Annotated in this window: 26 protein-coding genes and 1 tRNA gene; 14 read left to right on the forward strand and 13 right to left on the reverse strand. The window is 74.9% G+C overall.

Annotation, left to right across the window (positions count from 1 at the left end; translation table 11 throughout):
- Window positions 1-45: 45 nt before the first annotated feature.
- Entirely contained in the window at window positions 46-1,635 is a 1,590-nt protein-coding gene (locus JQN70_RS00200) for an alpha-amylase family glycosyl hydrolase (RefSeq protein ID WP_204129301.1), read from the forward strand.
- Window positions 1,636-1,645: 10 nt separating this feature from the next.
- Window positions 1,646-2,122, forward strand: coding sequence for a VOC family protein (locus JQN70_RS00205; RefSeq protein WP_204129302.1), 477 nt, complete (start codon window positions 1,646-1,648; stop codon window positions 2,120-2,122).
- Between the two features lie 51 nt (window positions 2,123-2,173).
- Here the strand turns inward: JQN70_RS00205 and JQN70_RS00210 are convergent, their stop codons facing one another.
- Window positions 2,174-2,923 (reverse strand): ZIP family metal transporter, encoded by a 750-nt coding sequence (locus JQN70_RS00210; protein WP_204129303.1) that lies wholly within the window; start codon window positions 2,921-2,923, stop codon window positions 2,174-2,176.
- A gap of 389 nt (window positions 2,924-3,312) precedes the next feature.
- On the opposite strand from JQN70_RS00210, the gene JQN70_RS00215 reads away from it, so the two are divergent.
- Window positions 3,313-4,803, forward strand: coding sequence for a DUF1800 family protein (locus JQN70_RS00215; RefSeq protein WP_204129304.1), 1,491 nt, complete (start codon window positions 3,313-3,315; stop codon window positions 4,801-4,803).
- Between the two features lie 13 nt (window positions 4,804-4,816).
- The gene (locus tag JQN70_RS00220) at window positions 4,817-6,268 is read left to right on the forward strand and encodes a DUF1501 domain-containing protein (RefSeq protein ID WP_204129305.1); all 1,452 of its coding nucleotides are present in this window, start codon (window positions 4,817-4,819) and stop codon (window positions 6,266-6,268) included.
- 38 nt (window positions 6,269-6,306) lie between these two features.
- Here JQN70_RS00220 and JQN70_RS00225 read toward each other — a convergent pair whose 3' ends face one another.
- Window positions 6,307-6,930, reverse strand: a complete 624-nt coding sequence (locus tag JQN70_RS00225; RefSeq protein WP_204129306.1) for a TetR/AcrR family transcriptional regulator C-terminal domain-containing protein — start codon at window positions 6,928-6,930, stop codon at window positions 6,307-6,309.
- An 80-nt stretch (window positions 6,931-7,010) separates the two neighbouring features.
- Between JQN70_RS00225 and JQN70_RS00230 the strand changes: the two genes are divergently transcribed.
- The 4 genes from JQN70_RS00230 to cobA all read left to right on the forward strand — a co-directional run bounded on the left by JQN70_RS00230 (window position 7,011) and on the right by cobA (window position 9,319).
- Window positions 7,011-7,214 (forward strand): DUF7489 domain-containing protein, encoded by a 204-nt coding sequence (locus JQN70_RS00230; protein WP_204129307.1) that lies wholly within the window; start codon window positions 7,011-7,013, stop codon window positions 7,212-7,214.
- 111 nt (window positions 7,215-7,325) lie between these two features.
- Window positions 7,326-7,598, forward strand: coding sequence for a DUF2218 domain-containing protein (locus JQN70_RS00235; protein ID WP_204129308.1), 273 nt, complete (start codon window positions 7,326-7,328; stop codon window positions 7,596-7,598).
- 28 nt (window positions 7,599-7,626) lie between these two features.
- Window positions 7,627-8,010, forward strand: a complete 384-nt coding sequence (locus JQN70_RS00240) for a DUF2255 family protein (protein WP_204129309.1) — start codon at window positions 7,627-7,629, stop codon at window positions 8,008-8,010.
- Window positions 8,011-8,089: 79 nt separating this feature from the next.
- Complete coding sequence (gene cobA / locus JQN70_RS00245; protein WP_204129310.1) at window positions 8,090-9,319, forward strand: uroporphyrinogen-III C-methyltransferase; 1,230 nt, start codon at window positions 8,090-8,092, stop codon at window positions 9,317-9,319.
- Between the two features lie 26 nt (window positions 9,320-9,345).
- Here cobA and JQN70_RS00250 read toward each other — a convergent pair whose 3' ends face one another.
- The 3 genes from JQN70_RS00250 to JQN70_RS00260 form a co-directional block, all read right to left on the reverse strand.
- Window positions 9,346-10,245, reverse strand: coding sequence for an alpha/beta hydrolase family protein (locus tag JQN70_RS00250; protein ID WP_204129311.1), 900 nt, complete (start codon window positions 10,243-10,245; stop codon window positions 9,346-9,348).
- Window positions 10,246-10,312: 67 nt separating this feature from the next.
- Window positions 10,313-11,125, reverse strand: coding sequence for an alpha/beta fold hydrolase (locus JQN70_RS00255; RefSeq protein WP_204129312.1), 813 nt, complete (start codon window positions 11,123-11,125; stop codon window positions 10,313-10,315).
- Window positions 11,126-11,180: 55 nt separating this feature from the next.
- Window positions 11,181-12,413 carry an MFS transporter gene (locus tag JQN70_RS00260; protein WP_204129313.1) on the reverse strand — a complete coding sequence of 411 codons (1,233 nt, stop codon included), beginning with the start codon at window positions 12,411-12,413 and terminating at the stop codon, window positions 11,181-11,183.
- A gap of 54 nt (window positions 12,414-12,467) precedes the next feature.
- On the opposite strand from JQN70_RS00260, the gene JQN70_RS00265 reads away from it, so the two are divergent.
- A complete protein-coding gene (locus JQN70_RS00265; protein WP_204129314.1) occupies window positions 12,468-12,875 on the forward strand; it encodes a MarR family winged helix-turn-helix transcriptional regulator in 408 nt (135 codons plus the stop codon).
- Between the two features lie 4 nt (window positions 12,876-12,879).
- Here JQN70_RS00265 and JQN70_RS00270 read toward each other — a convergent pair whose 3' ends face one another.
- The 4 genes from JQN70_RS00270 to JQN70_RS00285 all read right to left on the reverse strand — a co-directional run bounded on the left by JQN70_RS00270 (window position 12,880) and on the right by JQN70_RS00285 (window position 15,505).
- The gene (locus JQN70_RS00270) at window positions 12,880-13,467 is read right to left on the reverse strand and encodes a TetR/AcrR family transcriptional regulator (RefSeq protein ID WP_204129315.1); all 588 of its coding nucleotides are present in this window, start codon (window positions 13,465-13,467) and stop codon (window positions 12,880-12,882) included.
- A 97-nt stretch (window positions 13,468-13,564) separates the two neighbouring features.
- Window positions 13,565-14,137: a hypothetical protein gene (locus tag JQN70_RS00275; RefSeq protein WP_204129316.1), complete on the reverse strand. Its 573-nt coding sequence runs from the start codon at window positions 14,135-14,137 to the stop codon at window positions 13,565-13,567.
- 259 nt (window positions 14,138-14,396) lie between these two features.
- Window positions 14,397-14,470: transfer RNA gene (locus JQN70_RS00280), tRNA-Pro, on the reverse strand.
- A gap of 87 nt (window positions 14,471-14,557) precedes the next feature.
- Window positions 14,558-15,505: a metallophosphoesterase gene (locus JQN70_RS00285; protein WP_204129317.1), complete on the reverse strand. Its 948-nt coding sequence runs from the start codon at window positions 15,503-15,505 to the stop codon at window positions 14,558-14,560.
- 79 nt (window positions 15,506-15,584) lie between these two features.
- Here JQN70_RS00285 and JQN70_RS00290 point away from each other — a divergent pair, with 79 nt between their 5' ends.
- Window positions 15,585-16,049 carry a GatB/YqeY domain-containing protein gene (locus JQN70_RS00290; protein ID WP_204129318.1) on the forward strand — a complete coding sequence of 155 codons (465 nt, stop codon included), beginning with the start codon at window positions 15,585-15,587 and terminating at the stop codon, window positions 16,047-16,049.
- A gap of 91 nt (window positions 16,050-16,140) precedes the next feature.
- Here the strand turns inward: JQN70_RS00290 and JQN70_RS00295 are convergent, their stop codons facing one another.
- A complete protein-coding gene (locus JQN70_RS00295) occupies window positions 16,141-18,540 on the reverse strand; it encodes a transglycosylase domain-containing protein (protein ID WP_204129319.1) in 2,400 nt (799 codons plus the stop codon).
- 242 nt (window positions 18,541-18,782) lie between these two features.
- On the opposite strand from JQN70_RS00295, the gene JQN70_RS00300 reads away from it, so the two are divergent.
- Window positions 18,783-19,106 (forward strand): WhiB family transcriptional regulator, encoded by a 324-nt coding sequence (locus JQN70_RS00300; RefSeq protein WP_204129320.1) that lies wholly within the window; start codon window positions 18,783-18,785, stop codon window positions 19,104-19,106.
- 110 nt (window positions 19,107-19,216) lie between these two features.
- Here JQN70_RS00300 and bagB read toward each other — a convergent pair whose 3' ends face one another.
- The 3 genes from bagB to JQN70_RS00315 are packed head-to-tail and all read right to left on the reverse strand — an operon-like array spanning window position 19,217 to window position 22,233.
- Window positions 19,217-20,413: an ArsA family ATPase gene (bagB, locus tag JQN70_RS00305; protein ID WP_204129321.1), complete on the reverse strand. Its 1,197-nt coding sequence runs from the start codon at window positions 20,411-20,413 to the stop codon at window positions 19,217-19,219.
- Window positions 20,413-21,426, reverse strand: coding sequence for an ATPase BagA (gene bagA, locus JQN70_RS00310; RefSeq protein WP_204129322.1), 1,014 nt, complete (start codon window positions 21,424-21,426; stop codon window positions 20,413-20,415). The genes bagB and bagA overlap by 1 nt, the downstream gene beginning before the upstream one ends.
- A gap of 21 nt (window positions 21,427-21,447) precedes the next feature.
- The gene (locus JQN70_RS00315) at window positions 21,448-22,233 is read right to left on the reverse strand and encodes an alpha/beta hydrolase (RefSeq protein ID WP_204129323.1); all 786 of its coding nucleotides are present in this window, start codon (window positions 22,231-22,233) and stop codon (window positions 21,448-21,450) included.
- Between the two features lie 45 nt (window positions 22,234-22,278).
- Here JQN70_RS00315 and sp36 point away from each other — a divergent pair, with 45 nt between their 5' ends.
- The 3 genes from sp36 to JQN70_RS00330 are packed head-to-tail and all read left to right on the forward strand — an operon-like array spanning window position 22,279 to window position 23,619.
- Window positions 22,279-22,431, forward strand: a complete 153-nt coding sequence (gene sp36 / locus JQN70_RS00320; protein WP_143598344.1) for a Sp36 family protein — start codon at window positions 22,279-22,281, stop codon at window positions 22,429-22,431.
- 5 nt (window positions 22,432-22,436) lie between these two features.
- The gene (locus tag JQN70_RS00325) at window positions 22,437-22,910 is read left to right on the forward strand and encodes a RidA family protein (RefSeq protein ID WP_204129324.1); all 474 of its coding nucleotides are present in this window, start codon (window positions 22,437-22,439) and stop codon (window positions 22,908-22,910) included.
- 13 nt (window positions 22,911-22,923) lie between these two features.
- Window positions 22,924-23,619: an NUDIX hydrolase gene (locus tag JQN70_RS00330; protein WP_204129325.1), complete on the forward strand. Its 696-nt coding sequence runs from the start codon at window positions 22,924-22,926 to the stop codon at window positions 23,617-23,619.
- The last annotated feature ends 88 nt before the right edge of the window (window positions 23,620-23,707 follow it).

Genomic DNA, 23,707 nt, shown 5'->3' on the forward strand with positions numbered 1-23,707 from the left:
CGAACGACCCGGCCACGCCCGCCCCCGGATGGCTAGGGTGGAGCGATGGCTCGCACCCGCCCCCAGCCGGCCTGGCTGGCGAACTCGGTCCTCTACCAGATCTACCCGCAGACCTTCGCGGACTCGAACGGTGACGGCATCGGCGACCTCGCCGGGGCGCAGCAGCACCTCGACCACCTCGCGTGGCTCGGGGTCGACGCGGTGTGGTTCAGCCCCCTCTTCGCCTCGCCGTTCGCCGACGCCGGCTACGACGTCGCCGACTACCTGAGCGTGGCCCCCCGCTACGGCACGAACGACGACCTCGCCGCCTTCGTCGACGCCGCCCGCAGCCGCGGCATCCGCGTGCTCCTCGACCTCGTCGCCGGCCACACGAGCGACCAGCACCCGTGGTTCCGCGAGTGGGCCGACGACCCCTCCGACCACCGGTACATCGGCAACGAGCGCGTCGGTCGGCCCGCGGGCATCTGGTGCCCGGTCCCCGGCCGGCGCGGTGGCTACTACCAGCTGAACTTCTACCCCTGCCAGCCGGCGCTGAACTTCGGCTACGCCCGCCCCGACCCCGCCGAGCCGTGGCGCGACGCCGTCGACGCCGAGGGCCCGCGCGCCAACCGCCGGGCGCTGCGCGACGTCATGACGCACTGGTTCGACCTCGGCATCAGCGGCTTCCGGGTCGACATGGCCGGCTCGCTCGTCAAGGACGACCCCGGCCTCGTCGAGACCGGCCGGCTCTGGACCGAGATGCGCGACTGGCTCGACACCGAGCACCCGGACAAGGCCCTGCTCTCCGAGTGGGGCGACCCCGCCGTCGCGGTGCCGGCCGGCTTCCACGCCGACTTCTTCCTCCAGTTCAACAAGCCGGCGCTAAGGTCGTTGTGGCACACCGGGATCGGCACCCACGACCCGAGCTGGACCGAGAGCGGGCGCTACTTCTTCGACGCCGAGGGCAGTGGCGGCATCGACACCTTCCTCCGCGAGTGGCGCGAGGCGACCGCGGCCATCGGGGTCGACGGCGGCCACATCGCCCTGCCGTCGGCGAACCACGACTACGCCCGGCTCGTCAGCGGCCCCCGCACGGCGGCGCAGGCCCGGGCCGCCTTCGCCTTCATCGCCACCTGGCCGACCCTGCCGACGATCTACTACGGCGACGAGATCGGGATGCGCTACGTCGAGGACCTCCCCGACACCGAGGGGAGCATCCTCTCGCCGACCAACAACCGCACCGGGTCGCGCACCCCGATGCAGTGGGAGCCCGGCCCGGGCGCCGGCTTCTCGACCGCGCCCGAGGAGGACTTCTACCTCCCGCTCGACCCCTCGCCCGACCGCCCCGACGTCGCCACCCAGCGCGCCGACGAGGGGTCGCTCCTGCACCTCGTCCGGCGCCTGCTCGCGCTGCGCCACGCGACGCCGGCCCTCCAGCCCGGAGGCAGCCTCGAGGTGCTCACCGAGGACTACCCGTTCGCCTTCGTCCGCGGCGGCACGCACCTCGTCGTCGTCAACCCGCGCCGCGAGCCCGCCGCCACCGACCTGCCCGCGGGCTGGGACGACGCGCGCCCGCTCGCGGTCGAGGGCGTCACGCTCGGAGCCGGGCGGGCGGAGGCCGCGGGCTTCTCGTTCGGCGTCTTCGAGCGCGCCTGAGGCCCCGGCGATGGACCGCGCCGACGAGAACCCCGTCCGCCAGCTGCGCGTCGTCGTCGAGGCCGACGACTACGACGAGGCCGTCCGCTTCTTCCGCGACGTCCTCGGGATGCCGGAGCTCGCCGCGTTCGCCGAGGGCGGGGACGACCGGGTCGCCATCCTCGACGCCGGCCGGGCCACCCTCGAGCTCGCGAGCCCGGCGCACAAGCGGATGATCGACCGGGTCGAGGCCGACGGGGCGGTCAGCCCGTCGGTCCGGCTGGCCTTCGAGGTCGACGACTCCGAGGCCACGACCGACCGGCTCGAGGCGGCCGGCGCACGGGTCGTGGCCCGTCCGGTCCTCACGCCGTGGCGCTCGCTCAACGCCCGGCTCGACGTGCCCGCCGGCCTGCAGGTCACGCTCTTCCAGGAGACCGAGACCACCGCCGAGCGGGCGGCGCGCGAGGGCTTCGCCACCGAGGAGGGCCGGGACCCCGGCGAGCCCTGAGGCCGCCCGGCCGCCCGCGCCCTCCGGCCGCGCCCGGCCGCGCGCGGTGCGTCAGACCCGGTCGATGGTGAAGGCCACGACGAACCCGAGGGTCGCGATGAGCCCGGCCCAGAGGTGCGTGCGCTCGAAGGCCTCCGGGATCATCGTGTCGGCGACCATCGCGAGGATGGCGCCCGCCGCGACGGCGGTGATCGCCGCCACCGTCCCGTCCGAGGCCCCCTGGAGCAGCAGGCACCCGAGCAGCCCGGCGAGCCCGCTCGCCACCGCGATGGCGGTCCACACCCCGAACACGTAGCGGGCGCTGCGGCCGGCGGCCTTCATGCCCGCCGCGCTCGAGAGGCCCTCCGGCAGGTTCGACACCGCGATCGCCGCGAGCACCGGGACGCCGACCCCGCCGCCGCCGAGGAGGGTCAGGCCGAGGACCACGGACTCGGGGACGCCGTCGAGCAGCGCCCCGACGGCGATCGCCGCGCCGCTCCCGCCCTGCTCGTCCTCGCGCGGCTGCTGGTCGCCCGACCGCTTCCGGTGCCGGGCGCCGCGCCGGGCGAGCGCGAGGTTGGCGAGGAAGTACGCGACCGCGCCGCCGACGAAGCCGGCCACGGTCGGGACGAGCCCGCCGGTGCGCTCCGCCTCGTCGACGAGGTCGAAGGCGAGGGCGGAGATGAGGACCCCCGCCCCGAAGGCCATGATCCCGGCGACCACCGGCTGCGGGACGCGGACGAACCACGCGAGCAGGGCCCCGACGACGAGCGTCCCGCCGGCGAGCAGGCCGTAGAGCCCCGCCTCGACCCAGACCGGCACGGGCTCCTCCTCCTCGTCGACGCCGTCCGCCGGGCGGCGGCCGGACCCGGGTGCACGTACCCCGGACGTGACCCGCGCACCCCTGCAACCGCCTCCGGGTGCACGTCGCGCCAAGACATCGTCTGGCTTTGGTCAAGAGATGGCAATGCGAGACCTCGTCCGTCGCGACCGGGGTGACACTCGTCGTGGAGGTTGCGTCGGCACGGGCGGGGCGATCACCATCGCCCCGCTCGTCTCCTGAGGAGCCTCTCGCCATGCCGCCCTCGATCACGCTGACGCGACCCCGCCCGGTCGCTCGGACCGCGTCCCGTCCCGCCGTGCCGGCCCCCCGGCCGCTCACGCCGGCCGGGTCCCGCACCCCCACCCCGGCACCCGGTCCGGTCGTCCCCGTGTCCACGCCGCTCGCCCCCCGCCTCGCCGGCTGCACGACGTCGGCGGAGTGGGTCATGGCCCGCCGCACCGCGATCGGCGCGAGCTTCGAGGTGGCGGACGAGATCCGCCGGGTCGGCGTGGCCGCCTGGCTCAACACCCAGTTCCGCCCGGACACCATCGCCGAGCCCTTCGTCGCGACCGCCCGCGCGAAGTACCCGGCGATCTGGGCGACGACCCCGGAGGAGGACGCGAAGGCGGGCTACGCCGGCATCTCCGAGGGACACATGGCCGAGCAGCTGATGCGCGTGCACGTGCTCCGTCCCGTGTACACGAAGCGCCACCTCCAGACCTCCCTCGCCGACTTCTGGCTCGACTACTTCTCGCTGCCGTACGCCGAGAACAAGATGACCGGCAGCGCCCGCCAGCTCGACGCCCTCGCCCGAACGATGGCCTTCCGCACCTTCTCCGACGTGCTCGTCGCCTTCATCTTCAGCACGGGGATGCTCACCTACCTCGACCAGCTCGGCAGCACCAAGGTGCACCCGAACGAGAACCTCGCCCGCGAGGTGATGGAGCTGTACTCCGTCGGGGTCGGTCACTACACCGAGGCCGACGTCAAGGCCGCCTCGAAGCTCTTCTCCGGCATCTGGGGCGGCACCCGTCCCGACGGCTCGGTGAAGATCGGCGTCCACGAGACCGACCACTGGTTCGGCGCGGTGACCATCCGCGGCCGCCGCTACGCCAACACCCCGTGGAACGGCGGCACGACGAGCGCCCCGGCCGACATCGTCCGCTTCGTCCGCGACCTCGCGAACGACCCCGTGACCCGCGCCAACGTCTGCACCCGGCTGGCCCGCCGCTTCGTCAGCGACACCCCGCCGGCCGCGATGGTCTCCGCGATGCAGTCGGCCTGGGTCTCCTCGGGCGGCAGCGTCGAGAAGGTGCTCCGCGCGATGTTCACCCACCCCACCTGGCTGGGCACCGCGGGCCGCAAGTGGCGCCGCCCGGCCGAGACGTGGGCCGCCGTCGCCGCCACCGCCGGCGTGCAGTGGACCCACACCCGCCCCGCGGCCAACCTCACCGAGCTCCCGGCCCCGACCACGTACGACGCGATCCGCACGGCCGGCCAGCCGGTGCGCGACTGGCCGACCCCCCAGGGGATGCCCGACCGCGACGCGCACTGGATGGGCACGGCCTCGGTGCTCGGCGGCCTCAACGCCGCCGACGCCGTCCTCGGCAACGAGGACCCGCACCTGACCTGCCCCGGTCGGTTCGCCACCCGCCTCGGGGTCACGGCCTCGATGACCTACGCCCAGGCCGCGGTCCGCATCCTCGAGCGGGTCACCGGCTACCGGGTGCCCGCCTCGCACGCCCTCGTCGGTGTGCTCGTGGCGCGCCTGAACGGCGGGAAGGCCCCGGCCCGTGCGGACGTCCCGATGGGGACGACCGACGGCGTCGACCGGGCCGTCCACGCCGCCATGACCAGCCCCCTGATGTTCCTGCGCTGACCGGAGAGCCGCGATGACCGACCACACCTACCTGCTCGACGACGACATCCTCCCGATCCACCACCACTCCGACGACCGGAAGGACGCGATCGCCGTCCCGGCCCCGGACGGGACCCTCACCGTGCACACCGGTGCGGGCGCCAAGGACGCGGCGTCCCGGCACGCCACGGCCCCCGTCGCCGACCTCGGGACCGCGCTCGCCGACGCCGGGATCGCCGGCGGCTGCTCCGAGGGCCGGCGCGCGCTGTCCCGGCGCACCGCGCTGCGCGGTGCCCTCGCCGCGACCGGGGCGATGCTCGCGCCCTCGGTCCTCCCGCGCTACGCGCTGAGCAGCGCGCACGCGGCCTCGCGCGGCACGGTCGTCATCGTCTTCATGCGTGGCGGCGCCGACGGGCTCTCGCTGCTCGCGCCGCTCGGCGACCCCTGGTACGGCAGGCGCCGGCCGGGGATCGCCCTCGGCGACAAGCAGGTCAAGCCGCTGACGTCGATGTTCGGGCTGAACGCCGAGGCGGCCCCCCTCGTCAAGTACTGGGACAGCGGGCAGCTGGCCTTCGTCCACGCGACGGGCAACCGCGCGCCGACCCGGTCGCACTTCGAGAAGCAGATGCTCTGCGAGACCGGCGCCGCGACGGCCTCGGTGCGCAGCGGGTGGCTCGGGCGCCACCTGAGCACCGCCGGTGCCGGCGACTCCGCCTTCCGCGCCTTCACGATGGGCGGCGCCAGCGCGTACGCCCTCGCGAGCGACGTCCCGACCCCGGCGATGGCCTCGCTCGGGTCCTTCACGCTCGGGTCGGCGGACGCCGCCGCGGCCGACATCAGCGCCGACGTGCGGGCCATGTGGGGCACCGCCGGCGGGCCGGCCCAGGACGCCGTGACGCGCACGCTCGACGCCGCCCGGCAGGCCACGCTCATGGCCACCGAGGCCGGGCCCCCCAGCACCAGCGGCTACGGCACGAGCGCCTTCGGCACGGCCATGGCCGAGGTGGCCCGCGTGCTGCGCTCCGGCGTGACCCCCGAGGTCGTCTGCGTCGACTCCTACGGCTGGGACACGCACGTCAACATGAAGATGGGCGACGGCCGGGTCATCCCGTACGTGCTGCGCGACTTCACCGCCACCCTCGACGCCTTCGTCACCGAGATCGGGGCCGACGCGATGAGCCGCACGACGGTCGTCGCGATGACCGAGTTCGGGCGCACCGCCGACCAGAACTCCTCGGGCGGCACCGACCACGGCTTCGGCTCGACGATGATCGCCCTCGGCGCCGGCGTGCGCGGCGGGAAGGTCCACGGGGCCCACCCGGGCCTGGCCGCGAGCGACCTCGACGGCGGTGCCCTCGCCATCGCCACCGACTACCGGGACGCGCTCGCCGAGCTCGTCACGCACCGGCTCGGCAACGGCAGCCACCTCTCGACGATCTTCCCGGGCTACACCCCGACCCCGCTCGGCGTCTTCACGGCCGCCTGAGGGCCCGCGCGACCTGACCCGGCCCCGCGGCGGCCGGGTCAGGACCGCGGCGCCAGGCCCCTGACGAGGGCGGCCAGCCCGACCTCGAACTCGTGCTCCGGACCGAGGGCGGCGACGGCCGCGGCCAGCTCGGCGAGGTGCTCGGCGCCCGGCACCACGTCGGGTTCGGCCACCTCGATGGCGTTGCCTCCGGGCGCCGACTGCTGCTCGAGGGTCGCGCCGATCGTGTACCGGGACACCGCGATGAAGGCGAGCACGGCGTCCGGCCCGGAGAAGCCCTCGGACTCGAGGAAGGCCACCTGAGCGACCGCGTTCGCGACGTTCGGTGCCCGTGACCCGCTGGACGCGACGAGCCGGGCACCGTCGCGCACCGAGAGCATCGCGCGGTGCAGGCTGCGCGCGTTGCGGGTCAGGAAGTCCGCCCAGGTGTCGCCCGGAACCGGCAGGCGCTCGGTGTGCGAGCGGTCGAGGACCGTGGCCGCCACGGCGTCGAGCAGGTCGGCCATGTCGCGGAAGTGGTGGTAGAGCGCGGGCTGGCGCACCCCGAGGCGCCGGGCGACGGCGTGGCCCGACAGCCCGTCCAGGCCCCGTTCCTCGAGGGTCGCCAGGGCCGCGTCGACGACGGCGGCCCGGTCGAGGCGGGCGCGCGGTCCGGGGGGCACGGGTCGCACCCTACCCGGGCGGTCCTTATCAGTGATAAGGTCGCGGCCGTCCGAGTGCACACCGACCGCTGGAGGCCGCCATGACCGACGACGACACCTGGAGCGGGACGGTCGTCCGCCGCTCGCGCGGCCTGCTCGACGGGTCGAACCTCTACCGCCGCGTGACGGTCCGGCTCGAGGACGGGAGCACCCGGCGCGTGCGGGTCGCCCGCGACCTCTGGGCCGGGCTCGAGGTCGGCGACCGGGTCGAGCAGCTGGCCGGCGGCGGCCTGCGGCGCGGCTGAGCGTCGCGCCCGCCCAGGAGGGGGCCCGGCGGCTGCTCGTCGTCCGCCGGGCCGGCGGGTCCACCGCCCCCCGGGCCCCCGTGCGACCCCGGACGGGGTGAGGATGGGGGAATGGTCTCCGGAGTGATCCGCACGCCGCGCGCGGAGCGGTACGTCAAGCAGCTGGCCGGGCACTGGCGCGAGAAGGCGGAGGTCACGGTCGACGCCGACGGCGCCACGCACTTCGCCATGGGGAGCGGCGCCTCGGCGACGCTGCGCCCGCAGCCCGACGTGCTCGTCGTCGAGTCGAGCACGGCCGAGTTCGGCGAGGTCGTCCAACGCCACCTCGAGCGGTTCGGGATGCGCGAGGGTCTGGCCCTCGAGTGGGAACCCGAGGGGCAGTGACCGAGTGACCACGGGGGAGCGGGGCCCGGTGAGCGACGGCGGGTCCGGGGACCGGCTCGCCCGGGTCGCCGCGGCGCGCGAGCCGGAGGTGTCGGCACCGCGCGCCGACGGGTCGTGGACGCCGTGGACCCCCATCTGGGTGGTCCGCGTCGACGGCGTCGCCCACGCCCGCACCTGGCGCGCCCGCACCACCGGCTGGTACGGCCGGGCGGTCCGCTCCGGGCGGGCCTGGCTGCGGGTCCCCGGTGTCGAGGTCGAGGTGGTCGTGCGGCGCGTCGACGACCCCGCGCTCGAGGACCGGGTCAGCGAGGTCTACCGGGCGAAGTACGGCGGCGGGGCGTCGTCGATGGTCACCGCCGAGGCCACCGCCACGACCCTCGCGCTGCACCCGGTGGACGGGTCGCCCACCTGACCGCCGGTGGACGCGACTTGGCCCCGCTCGGCCCCGGGCGCGACGATGGGTCGATGACCACCGACGTCGGCTCCGCCGCGTGACCACGCTCCTCGGGCTCGACCTCACCGGCCGCCGCGTGCTCGTCGCCGGTGCCGGTTCCGTCGGCACCCGCCGCGCGCGCCGGCTGTTCGAGGGTGGCGCGCACGTCGTCGTCGTCGACCCGTCACCCTCGGACGACGCCCGGCGGATGGCCGTCCACGGCGACGTCGAGCTCGCCGAGCGCGGGGTCGAGGAGGGCGATCTCGACGGCGCCTGGCTCGTCGTCGCCGCGACCGACGACGCCGCGCTCAACGCGCGGGTCGCCGACTGGGCGAAGACCCGCCGCACCTGGTGCGTCAACGCCTCGGACGCCACGGCCGGCACGGCGCGGATGGCCGCGTCCAGCCGGCACGGCGACCTCACCCTCGGCGTCGTCTCGACCGGCGACCCCGACCCCCGGCGCGCGGCTGGGGTGCGCGACGCGCTCGCCGCGCTCGTCGGGGCCGGGGAGGTCGACCTGCGCCGGCGCCGAGGTGGGCGCGGCCGGGTCGTCCTCGTCGGGAGCGGGCCGGGTGACCCCGGGCTCGTCCCCGTGGCCGGGCTCGAGGCGCTCGCCACCGCCGACGTCGTCGTCACCGACCGGCTCGGCGCCACCGGCCTGCTCGACCGGCTGCCCGAGGACGTCGAGATCGTCAACGTCGGCAAGAGCCCGACGAACCACCCGGTGCCCCAGGCCGAGATCAACCGCCTCCTCGTCGACCGGGCGAGCCGGGGGCTCACCGTCGTCCGGTTCAAGGGCGGCGACCCCTACGTCTTCGGTCGTGGCGGCGAGGAGGTGCACGCCTGCCGCGCGGCGGGGCTCGACGTCCAGGTCGTGCCCGGCATCACCTCGGCCTTCAGCGTCCCGGCGCTGGCCGGCATCCCCGTCACGCAGCGGGGCGTCGCGACGTCGGTGCACGTCACCTCGGGGCACGTCGGGGCCGACCCGGCCACCCTCGCCGCGCTCGCCGCCGGGGCGACGGTCGTCCTCCTCATGGCCGTCTCCTCGCTCGGCGACATCTGCGCGGCGGCCGTCGAGGTCGGGGTCGACCCGGACCTGCCGGTGGCGGTCGTCGAGCAGGGGTCCACCGCGCGCCAGCGGGTGACCCGGGCGACGGTCGGGACGGCGGCCGAGGTGGCGGCGCGGGCCGGGGTGCGTCCGCCCGCGATCGTCGTCATCGGGCGGGTCGCCGGCGAGGGGTTCCTCGACGACCCGGTCTGCGCGACCCCCGAGCCCCCCGACGCCTGAGCCCACCCCGGGCGGCCCGGGCGGCGTCAGTCCTCGTGGTCGTGCCGCGCCCGGCGCACGGTTTCCGGGTCCTCGACGAAGCGCGGCCACGCCGCGCGGTCGAGGCCGAGGGAGGCGCGGAGGTAGGCGACGACCGCGTCGGCGACCAGGGCGACCCGGTCGGGGTCGGTGTCGGTCGTCTCGGCGACCGCCTCCCCGGCGATGCCGCCGAGGGTGTGCTCGCCGCCGGCGACCACGAGGAGGTCCTTGGGGGCGGGGCTCAGCTCGTACGCGTCGAGGAACCAGTCGGGTCCGCGGGTGGACATCCGCGAGCGGTCCTCGGCCCCGGCGACGACGAGGGCCGGCGCGGTCATCGATCCGTAGTCCGGGCGCATGAACGGGAGGTGCTCCTCGGCGAACGGGGTCAGGGAGTCCCCGGTACCGGTGGCGGCGATGAGCACTCCGGCCCGGACGTCCGGCCGGGAGAGGTCCTCCCCGGCGACGCCCTCGGCGGAGAGGACGCGCGCTCCGAGCAGCGTGCCGACGGTCTGGGCTCCCCACGAGTGACCGACGAGCGCCACCCGGGTCCGGTCGGCGCGCCCGGCCAGCCCGGCCGTCTCGAGGACGGGACCCAGGTGGTCGAGGACGGCGTGCAGGTCGGCGACCCGCACCCGCCAGATCGTCCCGAACCTCGGGTCCCCGAAACCGATGCCGACACGCCGGGAGTCGAGGTGGGTCGGCTGGACGACGACGAACCCCGCAGCCGCCCAGCGGTCGACGAGTGGCTCGTAGGCGTCCATCGACCACGCGTTGCCGTGGGAGAAGACGATGACCGGCAGGTCGGTGCCGTCCACCGGGGCCGTGACCTTGACCTCGAGGGGGGCGTCACGGCCGTCGGACGGGACCGTGACGGGCTTGACGGCGGTGATCAGGGGCTGGGTGGTCATGAGGCTCCTCGGGGTCGGTGAGCTGAATCGGAACAGTGTTCCGATCATAACGGAGCAGCGTTCCGCTTCATTCCCCGAGGGGTCGGCCCTCGTCCGGCTGGGCGAGCGCGGCGTCGAGCAGGGGCAGGGTCGCGTCCGGCCGCTCGACGTGGGGCAGGTGCCCTGCCATCTCGACGACGTGCAGCTCGCCGTGGGCGAAGGCCTCGGCGTAGGCGCGACCGTAGGCGGGCGAGACGATGCCGTCGTCGGCCCCCCAGACGAGGGTGGCGGGGACGCGGACCCGGCCGAGCCGCCGGGCGAGCCGCGAGTCGTGCATGTACGGGTCCCCGGCGAGCACCCGCAGGGTCGCGAGGTTGCCGGCCAGGCGGGCGCGCTCGTCGTCGGAGAGGGTGGCCGGGTCGACGAGGAAGCGGTCGCCGTCGGAGAAGGTGTGCTCGGCGACGCCCCGGGCGTCGAGGGCGAAGAAGTCCGTGACGGGTTCGCCCGGGACCTCGATGCCGACCGCGTCGAGCAGGACGAGGGCGCGGATGCGGTGGGCGCCGTCGCGGACCGCCATCTCGGACGCGATCCAGCCGCCGACCGAGGAGCCGACGACCGTGACGTCCCGGAGGTCGAGGTCCTCGAGCAGGTGGGTGTAGCAGAGGGCCAGGTCGTCGATCGAGTCGAACCAGTCCGGACGGGACGTGCCCTCGAAGCCCGGGTGGGTCGGGGTCAGCACGTGGTGGGTCGGGGTGAGGTGTGCCGCCAGGCCGGCGACGGTGGGAGCGCCGCCGCCCCCGTGCAGCAGGAGCACGGTCGGTCCGGAGCCGGCCTCCGTGAGGCGCAGGGTGAGGTCGGGTCGCAGGGGCAGGTCCCGGGTGGTCGGGTCGGTGGTGGTCATGTCGTGCCTCTCGGTGGTGTGGGTGGTGGTGCGGAGGGTGGGTGTGGTGCGGGGGTCAGGCGGGTCGGGGGCGGCGCAGCAGGGGCAGGCAGGCGATGGCCAGTGCCAGCAGCAGCACCGCTTCCGCCGACGCGGCGTGGTGCACGGCCGCCGAGGTCGCGACACCGCCGACGAGGAAGGTCCCGGCGACCGGGGGTCCGGCGGCCGCTCCGACCTGTCGCAGCGCGTTGCTCATCCCCCCGGCGGCCGGGGCCAGCCCTCGCGGCGCCGACCCGACGGCGATGGCCGGTGAGGTCGCCATGACGAGTCCGCAGCCGGCGCCGAGGACGACGAGCCGCAGGGCCACCGGGGCGAGGGCGGTGCCGTCGAGGCCGGCCAGGCCGGCGGCGCCGGCCGCCGCCAGGGCGAGCCCCCCGACGACGAGGGCGCCGGGTCGGACATGGGCCGCCCAGCGGGCGCCGACGAACCCCGCGGCGGCGTTGGCGGCGAAGAACACGAAGAGGCGGACGGCGATCCCGAGGGGGGTCTCGCCGCGGGCGTCGAAGAACAGTCCGAGGAGCACGACGACCGCGACGGTGACGAGGAGGACGCCGGCGGCCGAGAGGGACGCCAGGTCGAAGCGTGCCGACCGGAGCAGCGGCAGGGCGAGGACGCGTCCCCCGCCTCCGGTGGCCGGCGCCGGCGGTGCGTTGCGCAGCCCCGCGACGAGGAGCACCGCGGCGACGGCCACCGGCAGGGCGACGAGGGACCAGGCGCCGACGGGCCGGACGGCCGCGACGAGGAACGGTCCGCTGCCCAGGCCGACGACCGTGGCGGCCGACCACGCCGCGATCCGCCGCGACCGTGCCGCGTCGTCGGCCGGCAGCTGGGCGAGCGCGACGAGCGAGCCGGTCATCGCCAGTCCGGCGCCGACGCCGGCGACCGCCTGCCCGGCCCACACCCCCGGGAGGGCGGTGCCGGTGCGCGACTGCCCCAGGAGGAGGACGACGGCACCGGTGGCGGTAGCCACGAGCCCCCAGCGGGTCACGCGCGTGGCGCCGTGCCGGGCGGCCAGGGCGCCCGCGGGGAGCACGGTCGCGGCGACGGCGACGGCGAAGGCGTCGGAGACCCATGACAGCCCGGCCCCGGCCGCCCCCGTGCTGCGCGCCACCTCCGCCAGGGCTCCGTTGACGGCCGAGAAGGGCCAGTAGGCCACGAGCATGGTCAGGCAGAGGACGGCGGCCGGGGTCCGGGGCCCGGCGGGACGGGGCTCTGGTGCGGGGGCGGCGGGGGGAGGGGTCGAGGTCATGCACCGACAGTAAGTCAACATGTTGATATAAGCAAGTGTAGATAGGATCGAAGCATGACGGACGACGTGCAGCGGCTGGCCCAGACGATCAAGCGCGCGCAGTGGCGGGACCACCGTGCCCTCGAGGCCGCGCTTGCGTCGGTCGGGACGACGTTGGTGCAGTGGGACGCCCTGCGGGCCATCGCCGCCCGGCCCGGGGCCTCGGGTCACGAGCTGGCGGAGGCGACCTTCATGAGTGACCAGGCCTTCGCCTCGCTCGCCGGCCGCCTGCTGCGCCAGGGCCTCGTCGAGCGCGTCCCCGGGCACGGGAGGCGGCTCGAGCACCACCTCACCGAGTCCGGCCGGCAGACCTTGGAGCGCGGCTCGTCGGTGGCCGACACGACGCTCGAGCGCCTCTTCGCGGGGTTGGGCGCCGACGAGCGCCGCCGGCTGCAGCGGTTGCTCGACCGGCTGCTCGCCTGATCGGTCAGGCTCGCTCGCGCCGCTGCAGGCCGTCGAGGAGCAGGCCCACGGACTCCCGCGGGTCGTAGCGGGGGTCCTGGTCGCCACCGATGCAGAGGTTCCCGACGGCGCGCAGGAGCTGGTAGGGCTCGATGTCGCGGCCCAGCTCTCCGGCGTCCGCGGCGGCGTCGAGCAGCTCGCCGCACACCGGGACCAACCGGTCGACGAAGAAGGTGTGCAGCGCCGTGGAGGCGGCGTCGTCGGAGTTCAGCGTCTCGGCCAGGCCCCGCTTGGTCACGAGGAAGTCGACGAAGAGCTCGACCCATCGGGTGAGCGCCGTGCTCGGCGTCGCGGACTCGCGCAGGAGGGTCGGTCCCGCGGCCGCGCACGACTCCACCTGGTGGCGGTACACCGCGACGATGAGGTCGGCGCGGGTGGGGAAGTGGCGGTAGATCGTCCCGATCCCGACGCCCGCCCGGGCCGCGATGGCACGCACCGGGACCTCCACCCCGGAGGCGACGAACGCCTGCGTCGCGGCCTCGAGCAAAGTCTCCTCGTTGCGCCGCGCGTCGGCGCGCTTGGCCCCACGGCCTGCGGACGGCGAGGTGGTCACTGGGTCTCCGGACGGGTCGACGGAACGACGTTCCGCAGGGTAGCGGGGCCTGGGTCCACCCGGGGTGGGGCGGTGTCGACGGCTGCGCCCGGATGGGTCAGGACGGTGGCAGCCGGACGGTGTCGAGGACCCGGCCCGCGGCGTCGCGCAGGCTCACGGTGGCGCCGCCGCGACCCCCGCGCAGGACGACGAGCCGGCCGTGCCACGGCACGAGGACCTCGCGGTCGCCGACGATGACCGACGTCACGGCGGCCGTCACCCGCAGCTCGGTGTACCCGATCCAACGTCCGCTCCAGGGCCACCGCCCCGCGCGCGCAACGCCGTCGCTCACGCCACCCCCGCCCTCGACGCGTGCGTACGGTGCGGGGCCGGCGGCGTGCGGCGGCCCGGGGGGAGGCTCGAGGACCTCGGGGCGCGGGGCCAGCAGGTCGTCGTCGCCCGAGGAACCGCCGCCGCCGACGAGGTGCCAGCCCTCCTCCCGGCGTGTGAGGACGTGGGTCTCCGACCACACGCACCCCACCCCGCGGCGCGCGAACATCGTCACGGCCGTGTCGCCGGCGACGTCGACCGCCAGGGCGGCGAACCGGCGGCGCCGGCTGAGTGCCGGCACGACGTCGAGGCGCCGCGACTCGATGAGCCGCACGCTCTCGACGAGCGCGTCGTAGGCCATGGGCCGATGCTACGAGCGGTCTTTCGGCACGGACCGGGGACACCGGGGTGATGGCACCGGTTTCCTCGGGTGCTGGTCTGCTGTTCGGGTCGGGGGCACAGGACGCCCCGGTTTCGGGGTGACAGGACGCCGCGCGGGCGGGGTGACAGGACGCCGCGCTCCGCGTCCGCTCCTGCGTCGCGGTCGCGGTGCGCTCCCAGCATCCTGTCCCCCGACAGCGCGAAGGCCGTCCGACGGAGTCGGACGGCCTTCGCTGCTGTCGGGGTGACAGGATTTGAACCTGCGACCTCGTCGTCCCGAACGACGCGCGCTACCAAGCTGCGCCACACCCCGTGGCATGTCGCCGAGGCCCGGGGGCCGCAGCGACACCCGAGGATAGCCGACCACCTCCGGCCACCCGAAATCGGTCCCGCCCGCGGCTCAGGAGTCCCGGGCGACGAGGGTGAGGAGGGTGGCCTCCGGGCGGCACGCGAAGCGCACCGGGGCGTAGGGCGAGGTGCCGAGCCCGGCCGAGACGTGCAGCCACGCGGCGTCCTCCGGCGTGCCGCCGGCCGCCGGGCGACCGGCCCCCGGCCACCACCGCGAGACGCCCTTGGCCCGTCCGGTGTCGAGGTCGCAGTTCGTGACGAGCGCGCCGTAGAGGGGGACGGCGAGCTGCCCGCCGTGCGTGTGCCCGGCGAGCACGAGGCCCGCGCCGTCGGCGACCATCGCGTCGAGGATGCGCTGGTACGGGGCGTGCACGAGCCCCATCGTCAGGGCGACGTCGTCACGCGCCGGGGCGGCGACGTCGTGGTAGCGGTCGAACTCGACGTGCGGGTCGTCGACCCCGACGAGCTCGACCCGGTGCTCACCCATCTCGACGACGGTCCGGGCGTTGTCGAGGTCGGCCCAGCCGCCGGCCCGCAGGCCCTCGACGAGCTCGCCGACCGGCAGGTCGCCGCGCGTCTTCGGCGCCTTCGCGTAGCCGCGGGTCAGGTAGCGCGCGGGGTTCTTCGGCACCGGCGCGAAGTAGTCGTTGGACCCGAGGACGAACGCGCCCGGGAACTCCTGCAGCGGCTCCATCGCCCGCAGCAGCGGGGGTACGGCCTCGATGTGGGCGAGGTTGTCCCCGGAGTTGACGACGAAGTCGGGGCGCAGCCCGGCGAGCGAGCGCACCCACTCGACCTTCTTGCGCTGGCCGGGGGTCAGGTGGAGGTCGGACACCTGGAGGATGCGCACCGGCGCCGCCCCGGCCGGCAGGACCGGAACGGTGAAGCGGCGCAGCGTGAACCACGTGCGCTCGACGAGCGAGGCGTAGGCGACGGCCGCGACGCCGGCGCCCACGAGGCCCCCGGCGGTGCGCAGGGCGGTGCGGGCGATCGGCTCCATCGAGCCATCCTCGCAAACGAGCCCCCCGTCCGAGGAATCCCGGGTGCTCCCGTCGTCGGACCGGTGGGAGGATCGGGGCATGAGCGACACCTCCCTCAAGGCCCGGCTGCAGGACGACCTCCACGACGCGATGCGCGCCCGCGACAAGGTCCGGGCCTCGACGCTGCGGATGACCCTCACCTCCGTGACGACCGCCGAGGTCGCCGGCGACGAGGCCCGCGAGCTCGACGACGACGAGGTGCTCAAGGTCATCGCCAAGGAGGCCAAGAAGCGGCGCGAGGCGGCCACCGCCTACCGCGACGCGCAGCGCCCCGAGCTGGCCGACGGCGAGGAGGCCGAGCTCGCCGTCCTCGAGGCCTACCTGCCCGCCCAGCTCGGCGACGACGAGCTGCGGGCCGTCGTCGAACGGGCCGTGGAGTCCACGGGCGCCGGCGGGATGTCCGACATGGGGCGGGTCATGAAGGCCGCCCAGGGCGAGGTCGCCGGCCGCGCCGACGGCGGGCGGGTGGCGGCGGTCGTCCGGCAGGTGCTCGGCGCCCGCTGACCCGGACCCGTGCGGCCCGGACCGACGCCGGGCGCACGACGACGCAGGGCCCCCGACCGCGACGGTCGGGGGCCCTGCGTCGTCACCGGCCTCAGCCGGGTCCGGGCGGAGCGGTGGGTCCGCCGCCACCACCACGGCCCTTGCCGGGCTTGGTCGGCTTCGAGGGCTTGGGGTCGGGCTGCTGCGCCGGGCCGGAGGAGATGAGCAGGGTGACGGTCTGCCCGGGCAGCGCGCCGCCGGACGGCGAGGTGCCGCCGACGGTGCCCTTCGGGGCGTTGCTCGAGATGTAGCCGCCGACCCGGCTGTCGAAGCCCGCGTCGCGGAGGATGGCCGCGGCCTCGCCCGGGCTGCGCCCGTAGACGTTCGGCAGGTCCTGGAGGTTGCCGCGGCGGGCCTTGTCGCTCGGGGCCGGGAACTGCTTGACCTCCATGCCCTCGGACATCTTCTTCATCGCCGAGGCCCAGACCGGCGCCGAGACGGTGCCACCGAAGACGTCGCCGAAGCAGCCGTACGAGCCGAAGCACTTGCCGTTGAGCGAGTAGAGCTTGCGGTTCTTGTCGGTGACCTTGACGTTGCCGATCCACACCGCGGTGGCCAGCTGCCGGGTGTAGCCGACGAACCACGCCTGGTTGTGCTTCTCGGTCGTCCCGGTCTTGCCGGCCGCCGGGCGGGCGCCGACGTCCCAGTTGCCGTCGGCGGTGCCGCCGTTGCGCAGGGTGCCCTCGAGCAGGTCGGTCGCCGCGTTCGCGGTGTCCTTGGAGATGACCTGCTTGCACGAGGTCTTCGGGACCTTGATCTCCTTCTTGTCCGGCGTCGTGATGGAGACGATGGGGCTCGGCTCGCAGTACTTGCCGTCGGCCGCGAGGGTGGCGTACGCGCTCGCGAGGTCGAGGGGGGTCGTCGTGCCCGAGCCGAGGGTGGCGTTGGAGATGGTGCGGTCGAAGTCCTTGCCGTTGGCCATGTGCAGGCCCATCTTCTTCATCGTGTCGAGCACGTTGCACGGCCCGACCTCGATGGTCAGCTGGGCGGCCCAGGTGTTGATCGACTTCGAGATGCCCTCGGCGAGGCTCATCTGCCGCCCGCCGATGGCGTAGTCGTTGCCGACCTTCCAGGGCTCGTTGGCGCCGCACTCGGCCCCGACGACCTTCGGCCCGTCGAAGACGTGGTCCTGGTGGTTGCTCGCGAACGGGACGTTGATCGTCGCGTTCATCGGCATGCCCTGCTCGAGGGCGGTGACGAGGCCGAACATCTTGGCCGTCGACCCGAACTGGTAGCCGTAGGGACCGCCGCCGTAGACCTGGTCGACGTTCCAGTTGGTCTGGTTCTTCTCGAAGTTCGCCGCCTGGCCCATCGCGAGCACCTTGCCGGTGCCCGGCTCGACGACCGACATCGCGCCGCCGAGGTTGCTCTTGTTGCCGATCGGGATGGCCTTGGTGATCTCGGCCTGGGCGATCTTCTGCTTCGCCGGGTCGAGGGTGGTGCGGATGGTCAGCCCGCCCTGGTTGATCCGCTTGAGCCGCTCCTCTGGGGTCTTGCCGAGCACCGCCATCTGCGGGGAGTGCTGGAGGTAGCCCATGACGTAGGCGCAGAAGTACGGCTGCGACGAGCGGTGGCAGACACCCTTGACCGGCGTCTTCTTGATCATCTTCTTGACGTCGAGCTTCTTCGCGGCGGCGACGTCCTTGGCCGAGGCCATCCCGAGCTGCTGCATCCGGGTGAGGACGATGTCGCGGCGGGCCTGGGCCTGCTTCGGGTTGATGACCGGGTTGTAGGCCGTGGGCTGCTGGACGATGCCCGCGAGCAGCGCGGACTGCGCGAGGTTGAGCTTGCTCGCGTGGACGCCGAAGTAGTTGATGGCCGCGGCCTCGACGCCGTAGGCCTGGTCGCCGTAGTAGACGAGGTTGAGGTAGCCCTCGAGGATCTGCTGCTTGGTGAAGTTCTCCTCGACGTTGATCGCGTACTTGAGCTCCTGCACCTTGCGGGCGTAGCTCTTCTTGACCGCGGCGTCGGCGGCCTCCTTGTCGCCGGCGCGCAGCGCCTGCTCCTGGAGGGTGATCTTCACGTACTGCTGGGTGAGCGTGGACGCGCCCTGGACGTCGCCGCCCTTGAGGTTGCTGATCATCGCGCGCGTGAAGCCGCGCGGGTCGAGGCCGCCGTGCTCGAAGAAGCGCGCGTCCTCGATGGCGATCTGCGCGTTCTGCATGTTCTTCGAGATGGTGTTGAGCTTGACGATGATGCGGTTCTCGTCGTACGGGTTCGCGATGAGCTTGTTGTCGGCGTCGACGATCTTCGACTGCTGGGCGAGCGGGGAGATCTCGAAGTCGCTCGGGAGCTCGTTGAAGAAGTCGACGCCCGCCTTGGCGGCCTGACCGCTGGCACCGATGGCGGGCACCGCGATGCCGGCCACGAGCAGCCCGGCGACCGTGCTCAGCACGACGAATCCGAGGAGGAGCCTGAGCACGGCGGGGATGTTCTGGGCGCGACCGTCCATGCCCGACAGGGTAACGCGGGCATCTGGCAATGCCCGATTCCGCGGTGTCCGGGCGCTCGCCGCGCCGCGTCGGGCACCTGCGGGTCCCGTCGGTCGTCCGTTCGGCCCGGGGGTCGTCCGTTCGGCCGGGGGCGCGACCCGCTCGGACGATAGCCGCTGGTCACCGCCCTGCCTACGGTTTCAGTACGTCCTCACCGACATCCGGGGGGCCGAGGACATCGAGGCAGTGGAACGAGGTGGACATGAGCATCTCCCCGCAGGAGCAGAGCACCGAGGGGCAGTGGGTGGTGGAGTGGGCGCCGCTGGGCAAGTGCGCCGGCAGCGACCCGGACGCGCTCTTCGTCCAGGGCAAGGCGCAGCGCGCCGCGAAGGTCGTGTGCAAGGGGTGCCCGGTCGTGGCCGAGTGCCTCGCCGACGCGCTCGACAACCGCACGGAGTTCGGTGTCTGGGGAGGGATGACCGAACGAGAGCGCCGCGCCCTGCTGCGCCGCCGCCCTGACGTCAGGTCGTGGACGGCGCTGCTGTCCGCGGCGAAGGCCCGTGGCGCCGAGGGCGCCATCGCCTGACCCCCGATCTCCCCGGAGGGGCCGACCACCCCTGCACCCCGTTCGTGGCACCCCTGCAGCCGCGCGCGGACCCGGTCGGCCCCCCGGGGATTCTTCCTGTCCGGGATCGTTCAGCCCGCGGTCAGCGCGGCGGACACCTCGCGCAGCCCGTCGAGGTCGTGGATGTCGGTGGCGCTCGCCGGCACCGTCGAGAGCGGGACGCCCGGGTGCGACGCGACGAACCGGCGCACGTGCGCCTCGTGGCGGGTGGCGGTCTCGGCGAGCGAGGCGTGCAGCCGCAGCAGGGCCGGCGTGAGGCCGGCGGTGCCGGCCGCGTCCCCGGTGGTTCCGCCGCCGTCGTCCTCGCGGTCCTCGAGCTGCTCGGCCGCCGCGGCGGCGCGCGCGCCGCTGAGCCCCGGCGCCGCGAGCACCTGCATCCGGTTGACGACGACGCCGGCCAGCGGCATCGCCTCGGCCTCGAGCCGCTCGACGAAGTAGGCCGCCTCGCGCAGCGCATCCCGCTCGGGGGCGGCGACGACGACGAACGCCGTCGACGGCTCCTTGAGGAGGGCGTAGGTGACGTCGGCGCGCTCGCGGAAGCCGCCGAACATCGTGTCGAGGGCGGCGACGAAGGTCTGGACGTCGGAGAGGAACTGCCCGCCGAGGACCTTCGAGAGGGTGGCGGCCGCGAGGTTGGCACCGACCGAGAAGACCTTGAGGTAGGCCCGCCCCCCGGCCTTCGCGGGGGCCATGAGGAGCCGGATGAACCGCCCGTCGAGGAAGGAGCCGAGGCGCTTCGGGGCGTCGAGGAAGTCGAGGGCGCTGCGCGAGGGCGGGGTGTCGACGACGACGAGGTCCCACGTGCCGTCGGCGTCGGCCTGCGCCCGCAGCTGGCCGAGCTTCTCCATCGCCATGTACTCCTGCGTGCCCGCGAACGAGCTGGAGACCGCTTGGTAGAACGGGTTCTCGAGGATCTGCTCGGCCTTGTCGGGCGTCGAGTGGGCGAGCACGACCTCGTCGAAGGTCCGCTTCATGTCGAGCATCATCGCGTCGAGGGAGCCCCCGGCCGCGGTGTCGATGCCGGACACGGGACGCGGGGTGTTGTCGAGCTCGGTGAGCCCGAGGCTCTGGGCCAGCCGGCGGGCGGGGTCGATGGTGAGGACGACGACCTTCCGCCCGGCCTCGGCGGCCCGGACCCCGAGCGCGGCGGCGGTCGTCGTCTTCCCGACCCCACCGGATCCGCAGCAGACGATGATGCCGGTGCCCGGGTCGGCGAGGAGGGCGTCGACGTCGAGCCGGTCGGCGGCGGGGGCGGCGGCGCGGGCCATCAGCGGACCCCCTGCGCGGCGAGCTCGTCGGCGAGCACGGCGACGCCGCCGTCGTCGGTGCCGGCGGCCAGGGCCGGCAGGGTGAGCGTGGGGAGGCCGAGGGCGTCGACCTCGGCGGTCAGCTCGTCCTCGAGGGTGATGCGGGCCGCGTGGTCGCGGGCCTCGGCGAGCAGCCCGCCGACGGTCCGGGCGCCCGAGCGGACCCCGACCGCGGAGAGGTCGGCGCGCACCTGCTCCTCGACCTGCGGGCCGTCGGCCTCGAGCCGGGCGAGCAGCGGCGCGGGCACGAGCGGCTCGCGCACCTGGTTGACGACGACCGCCCCGAGCCCGAAGCCGGCGGCGGAGAGCTCGGCGACGGCGTCGGCGCTCTCCTGCACCGGCATCTCCTCGAGGACGGTGACGACGTGGACGACGCTGCGGCGGTCGCGGAGCATCCGGGTGATCGAGGCGGCCTGGGAGTGGATCGGGCCCATCCGGGCCAGGCCGGCGACCTGCTCGTTGACCCCGAGGAAGCGGGCCACGCGCCCGGTCGGCGGGGCGTCGAGGACGACGGCGTCCCAGACGAGCCGGCCCTGGCCGCGCTTGCCGCCGCTCGTGCGGCCGACCGCCTCGTAGACCTTGCCGGTGAGCAGGACGTCGCGCACCCCCGGCGCGATCGTCGTCGCGAAGTCGACGACCCCCATCCGCTCGAGGGCCCCGCCGGCGCGGCCGAGCTTGTAGAAGGTCTGGAGGTACTCGAGGAGGGCGGCCTTGGCGTCGACCGACAGCCCCCACAGCTCGCCGCCGGACGGGTCCTGGACGAGGCGGACCTCCTCGGTGCCGAGGGGCGGGACGTCGAAGGTCTGGCTGATGCCCTGCCGGTTCTCGACCTCGACGAGGAGGACCCGGCGGCCCTGCCGGGCGAGGGAGAGGGCCAGCGCGCTCGCGACCGTCGTCTTCCCGACCCCGCCCTTGCCGGTGACGACGTGCAGCCGGACGCCGTCGAGCACGCGCGCGAGGGGAGGGGCGGCCATGGGCCCAGCGTAGGTGGGGGGTCAGGCGTGGTGCGGGCCGCCCCGGCCGAGGGTCAGCTCCTCGACCTCGGCGAGGAGCAGGAGGTACGCGGGGTGCTCGGGGTCGACGAGGTCGAAGTGGTCGGCCCCGCGGGCGGTGGCCGTCGTGGCGTCGGCGTCGGCGTCGGTGCGGGTGGCGGCGTAGGACGCGGCGACCTCCGGCGGGACGACGTCGTCGTGCTCGCCGGAGACGAGGGCCACCGGGGCGCTGAGGCGCTGGCGGGCGGGGTCGGCGGCGGCCCACGCGTCCGGCACCTCGTCGGGGGCGCCGCCGAGGAAGGCGCGGGCGGCGTCGTCGCCGAGGTGGAGGCGGTCGGCGGCGCCGAGGTCGGCGACCGGCCCGAGCGCGACGGCCCCGACGAGGTCCTCGACCCGGTCCTCGGACGCCAGCCAGGTGACGAGGTGCCCGCCCGCCGAGTGGCCGACGAGGACGAGGGTGTCGGGCAGGTCGGTGTCGGCCCGCGCCGCCGCGAGCGTGGCGCGCAGGGCGTCCGCGGTGCCCGGCCAGCCGCCGCCGGGCATCCCGGTGCGCGGGTACTCGAGGTTGGCGACGTGGAAGCCGTCGCGGGCGAGGGCCTCGGCGAGCGGGCCGAGGTGGGTGCGGTCGTACGTCGGGCGCCAGAAGCCGCCGTGGACGAGGGCGACGGTGATGCCGCGGGCCCGGTGCGGCTCGGGGTCGAAGACGTCGTAGACGTCGGTCTGCTCCGGGCCGGTGACCTCGGTGCGGTCGGGCTGGCGGGCGGGCCGGGTCATGACGTCGTCGCTCATCACCGGCCACGGTAGCCGTGGTGGGCCGCCGGTAGGGTGGCGCGCATGCAGAAGTGGGAGTACGCGACCGTGCCGCTCATCGTCCACGCGACGAAGCAGATCCTCGACCAGTGGGGCGAGGACGGCTGGGAGCTCGTCCAGGTGCTCGTCATGCCCGAGGGCAACCTCGTCGCCTACCTCAAGCGCGCGAAGGGCTGAGCCGGATGGGTGTCGTCGAGGACCGCCTCGCCGCGCTGGGGCTGACGCTCCCGGAGGTCGTCCCGCCGCTGGCGGCCTACGTTCCGGCCGTGCTCGACGGCTCGCGCGTCTACGTCTCGGGGCAGGTGCCGATGGTCGACGGCGCGCTGCCGGTCACGGGTGCGGTCGGCGAGCTCGTCGGGCTGGTGTCGCCCGAGCGGGCCAAGGAGCTCGCCGCCGTCTGCGCGCTCAACGCCATCGCCGCGGTGAAGACCGTCGTCGACGACCTCGACCGCGTCGAGCGGGTCGTCAAGGTCACCGGTTTCGTCGCCTCCGACCCCTCGTTCACCGGTCAGCCGGGGGTCGTCAACGGCGCCAGCGAGCTGTTCGGTGCGGTCTTCGGCGACGCCGGGGTGCACGCCCGCTCTGCCGTCGGGGTGGCCGCGCTGCCGCTCGGCGCGCCGGTCGAGGTCGAGGTGATCGTCCACGTCCGCGACTGACGGCGCGGGCCGGGTGCTGCGCGCCCCGATGCGTGACGGCGGGCTGCTCGAGCGGGCGCGCGCGTGGGTCGGGGCGGGGTCGCCGTCCGGCGCCGAGCCGCAGCCCGCCGCCACGGTGATGCTGGTGCGTGACACCGCGTCCGGGCCCGAGGTCTACGTCCAGCGCCGGGTCGCGACGATGGCCTTCGCGCCGTCGATGGTCGTCTTCCCGGGTGGGCGCGTGGATGCCTCGGACTCCGGCATGGACCCCGCGACGCCGGGGCTCGCCGACCTCGCCGCGCACCTCGGGGTGTCGGCGGCCGCGGCCGCGCCCTTCGCCGCCGCCGCGGTGCGCGAGGTCGAGGAGGAGTGCGGGGTGCGGCTGCCCGTGTCGGCGCTGCGCGGGCGCGGGCACTGGGTGACCCCGGCCTTCGAGCCGCGCCGCTACGACACGTGGATCCTCGCCGCCGGGATGCCGGAGGGGCAGGAGGCGCGGGAGACGAGCGGTGAGTCCGACGGCGGCGGGTGGGCGCGGCCCGCGGTGCTCCTCGAGCGGGCGGCCGCCGGTGAGCTGCGGATGATGCCGCCGCAGGTGTGGGCGCTCGAGGCGCTCGCCGGGTTCGACGCCGCGGCGGCCTTCCTCGCCGACCGGCCGCGCATCGCCCGGGTCGCGCCCGTGCTCGAGCAGGAGCCGGACGGCTCGCTCGTCCTCGTCACCGAGCTCCCCTGACGGCCCGAGGGGCGACCCGGCGCACGGACCACCCGGACGTCCACCCCGCGTGGGCCGCCAGGAAGCCTCCCTGGGGCCGGACTGGGGG

The sequence above is a fragment of the Phycicoccus sonneratiae genome, assembly GCF_016887965.1.
GTDB classification, from domain to species: Bacteria; Actinomycetota; Actinomycetes; order Actinomycetales; family Dermatophilaceae; genus Phycicoccus; species Phycicoccus sonneratiae.

What these genes read in the sequence shown, in the direction of transcription:
- JQN70_RS00220 (WP_204129305.1), top strand. Translation starts at nt 4,817, where the DNA reads ATGACCGACCACACCTACCTGCTCGACGACGACATCCTCCCGATCCAC.
- bagA (WP_204129322.1), bottom strand. Translation starts at nt 21,426, where the DNA reads ATGGCCGCCCCTCCCCTCGCGCGCGTGCTCGACGGCGTCCGGCTGCAC.
- JQN70_RS00295 (WP_204129319.1), bottom strand. Translation starts at nt 18,540, where the DNA reads ATGGACGGTCGCGCCCAGAACATCCCCGCCGTGCTCAGGCTCCTCCTC.
- JQN70_RS00250 (WP_204129311.1), bottom strand. Translation starts at nt 10,245, where the DNA reads ATGACCACCCAGCCCCTGATCACCGCCGTCAAGCCCGTCACGGTCCCG.
- JQN70_RS00290 (WP_204129318.1), top strand. Translation starts at nt 15,585, where the DNA reads ATGAGCGACACCTCCCTCAAGGCCCGGCTGCAGGACGACCTCCACGAC.
- JQN70_RS00275 (WP_204129316.1), bottom strand. Translation starts at nt 14,137, where the DNA reads ATGGCCTACGACGCGCTCGTCGAGAGCGTGCGGCTCATCGAGTCGCGG.
- sp36 (WP_143598344.1), top strand. Translation starts at nt 22,279, where the DNA reads ATGCAGAAGTGGGAGTACGCGACCGTGCCGCTCATCGTCCACGCGACG.
- JQN70_RS00255 (WP_204129312.1), bottom strand. Translation starts at nt 11,125, where the DNA reads ATGACCACCACCGACCCGACCACCCGGGACCTGCCCCTGCGACCCGAC.
- JQN70_RS00205 (WP_204129302.1), top strand. Translation starts at nt 1,646, where the DNA reads ATGGACCGCGCCGACGAGAACCCCGTCCGCCAGCTGCGCGTCGTCGTC.
- JQN70_RS00200 (WP_204129301.1), top strand. Translation starts at nt 46, where the DNA reads ATGGCTCGCACCCGCCCCCAGCCGGCCTGGCTGGCGAACTCGGTCCTC.
- JQN70_RS00235 (WP_204129308.1), top strand. Translation starts at nt 7,326, where the DNA reads ATGGTCTCCGGAGTGATCCGCACGCCGCGCGCGGAGCGGTACGTCAAG.
- JQN70_RS00325 (WP_204129324.1), top strand. Translation starts at nt 22,437, where the DNA reads ATGGGTGTCGTCGAGGACCGCCTCGCCGCGCTGGGGCTGACGCTCCCG.
- JQN70_RS00315 (WP_204129323.1), bottom strand. Translation starts at nt 22,233, where the DNA reads ATGAGCGACGACGTCATGACCCGGCCCGCCCGCCAGCCCGACCGCACC.
- JQN70_RS00300 (WP_204129320.1), top strand. Translation starts at nt 18,783, where the DNA reads ATGAGCATCTCCCCGCAGGAGCAGAGCACCGAGGGGCAGTGGGTGGTG.
- JQN70_RS00260 (WP_204129313.1), bottom strand. Translation starts at nt 12,413, where the DNA reads ATGACCTCGACCCCTCCCCCCGCCGCCCCCGCACCAGAGCCCCGTCCC.
- bagB (WP_204129321.1), bottom strand. Translation starts at nt 20,413, where the DNA reads ATGGCCCGCGCCGCCGCCCCCGCCGCCGACCGGCTCGACGTCGACGCC.
- JQN70_RS00265 (WP_204129314.1), top strand. Translation starts at nt 12,468, where the DNA reads ATGACGGACGACGTGCAGCGGCTGGCCCAGACGATCAAGCGCGCGCAG.
- JQN70_RS00230 (WP_204129307.1), top strand. Translation starts at nt 7,011, where the DNA reads ATGACCGACGACGACACCTGGAGCGGGACGGTCGTCCGCCGCTCGCGC.
- JQN70_RS00285 (WP_204129317.1), bottom strand. Translation starts at nt 15,505, where the DNA reads ATGGAGCCGATCGCCCGCACCGCCCTGCGCACCGCCGGGGGCCTCGTG.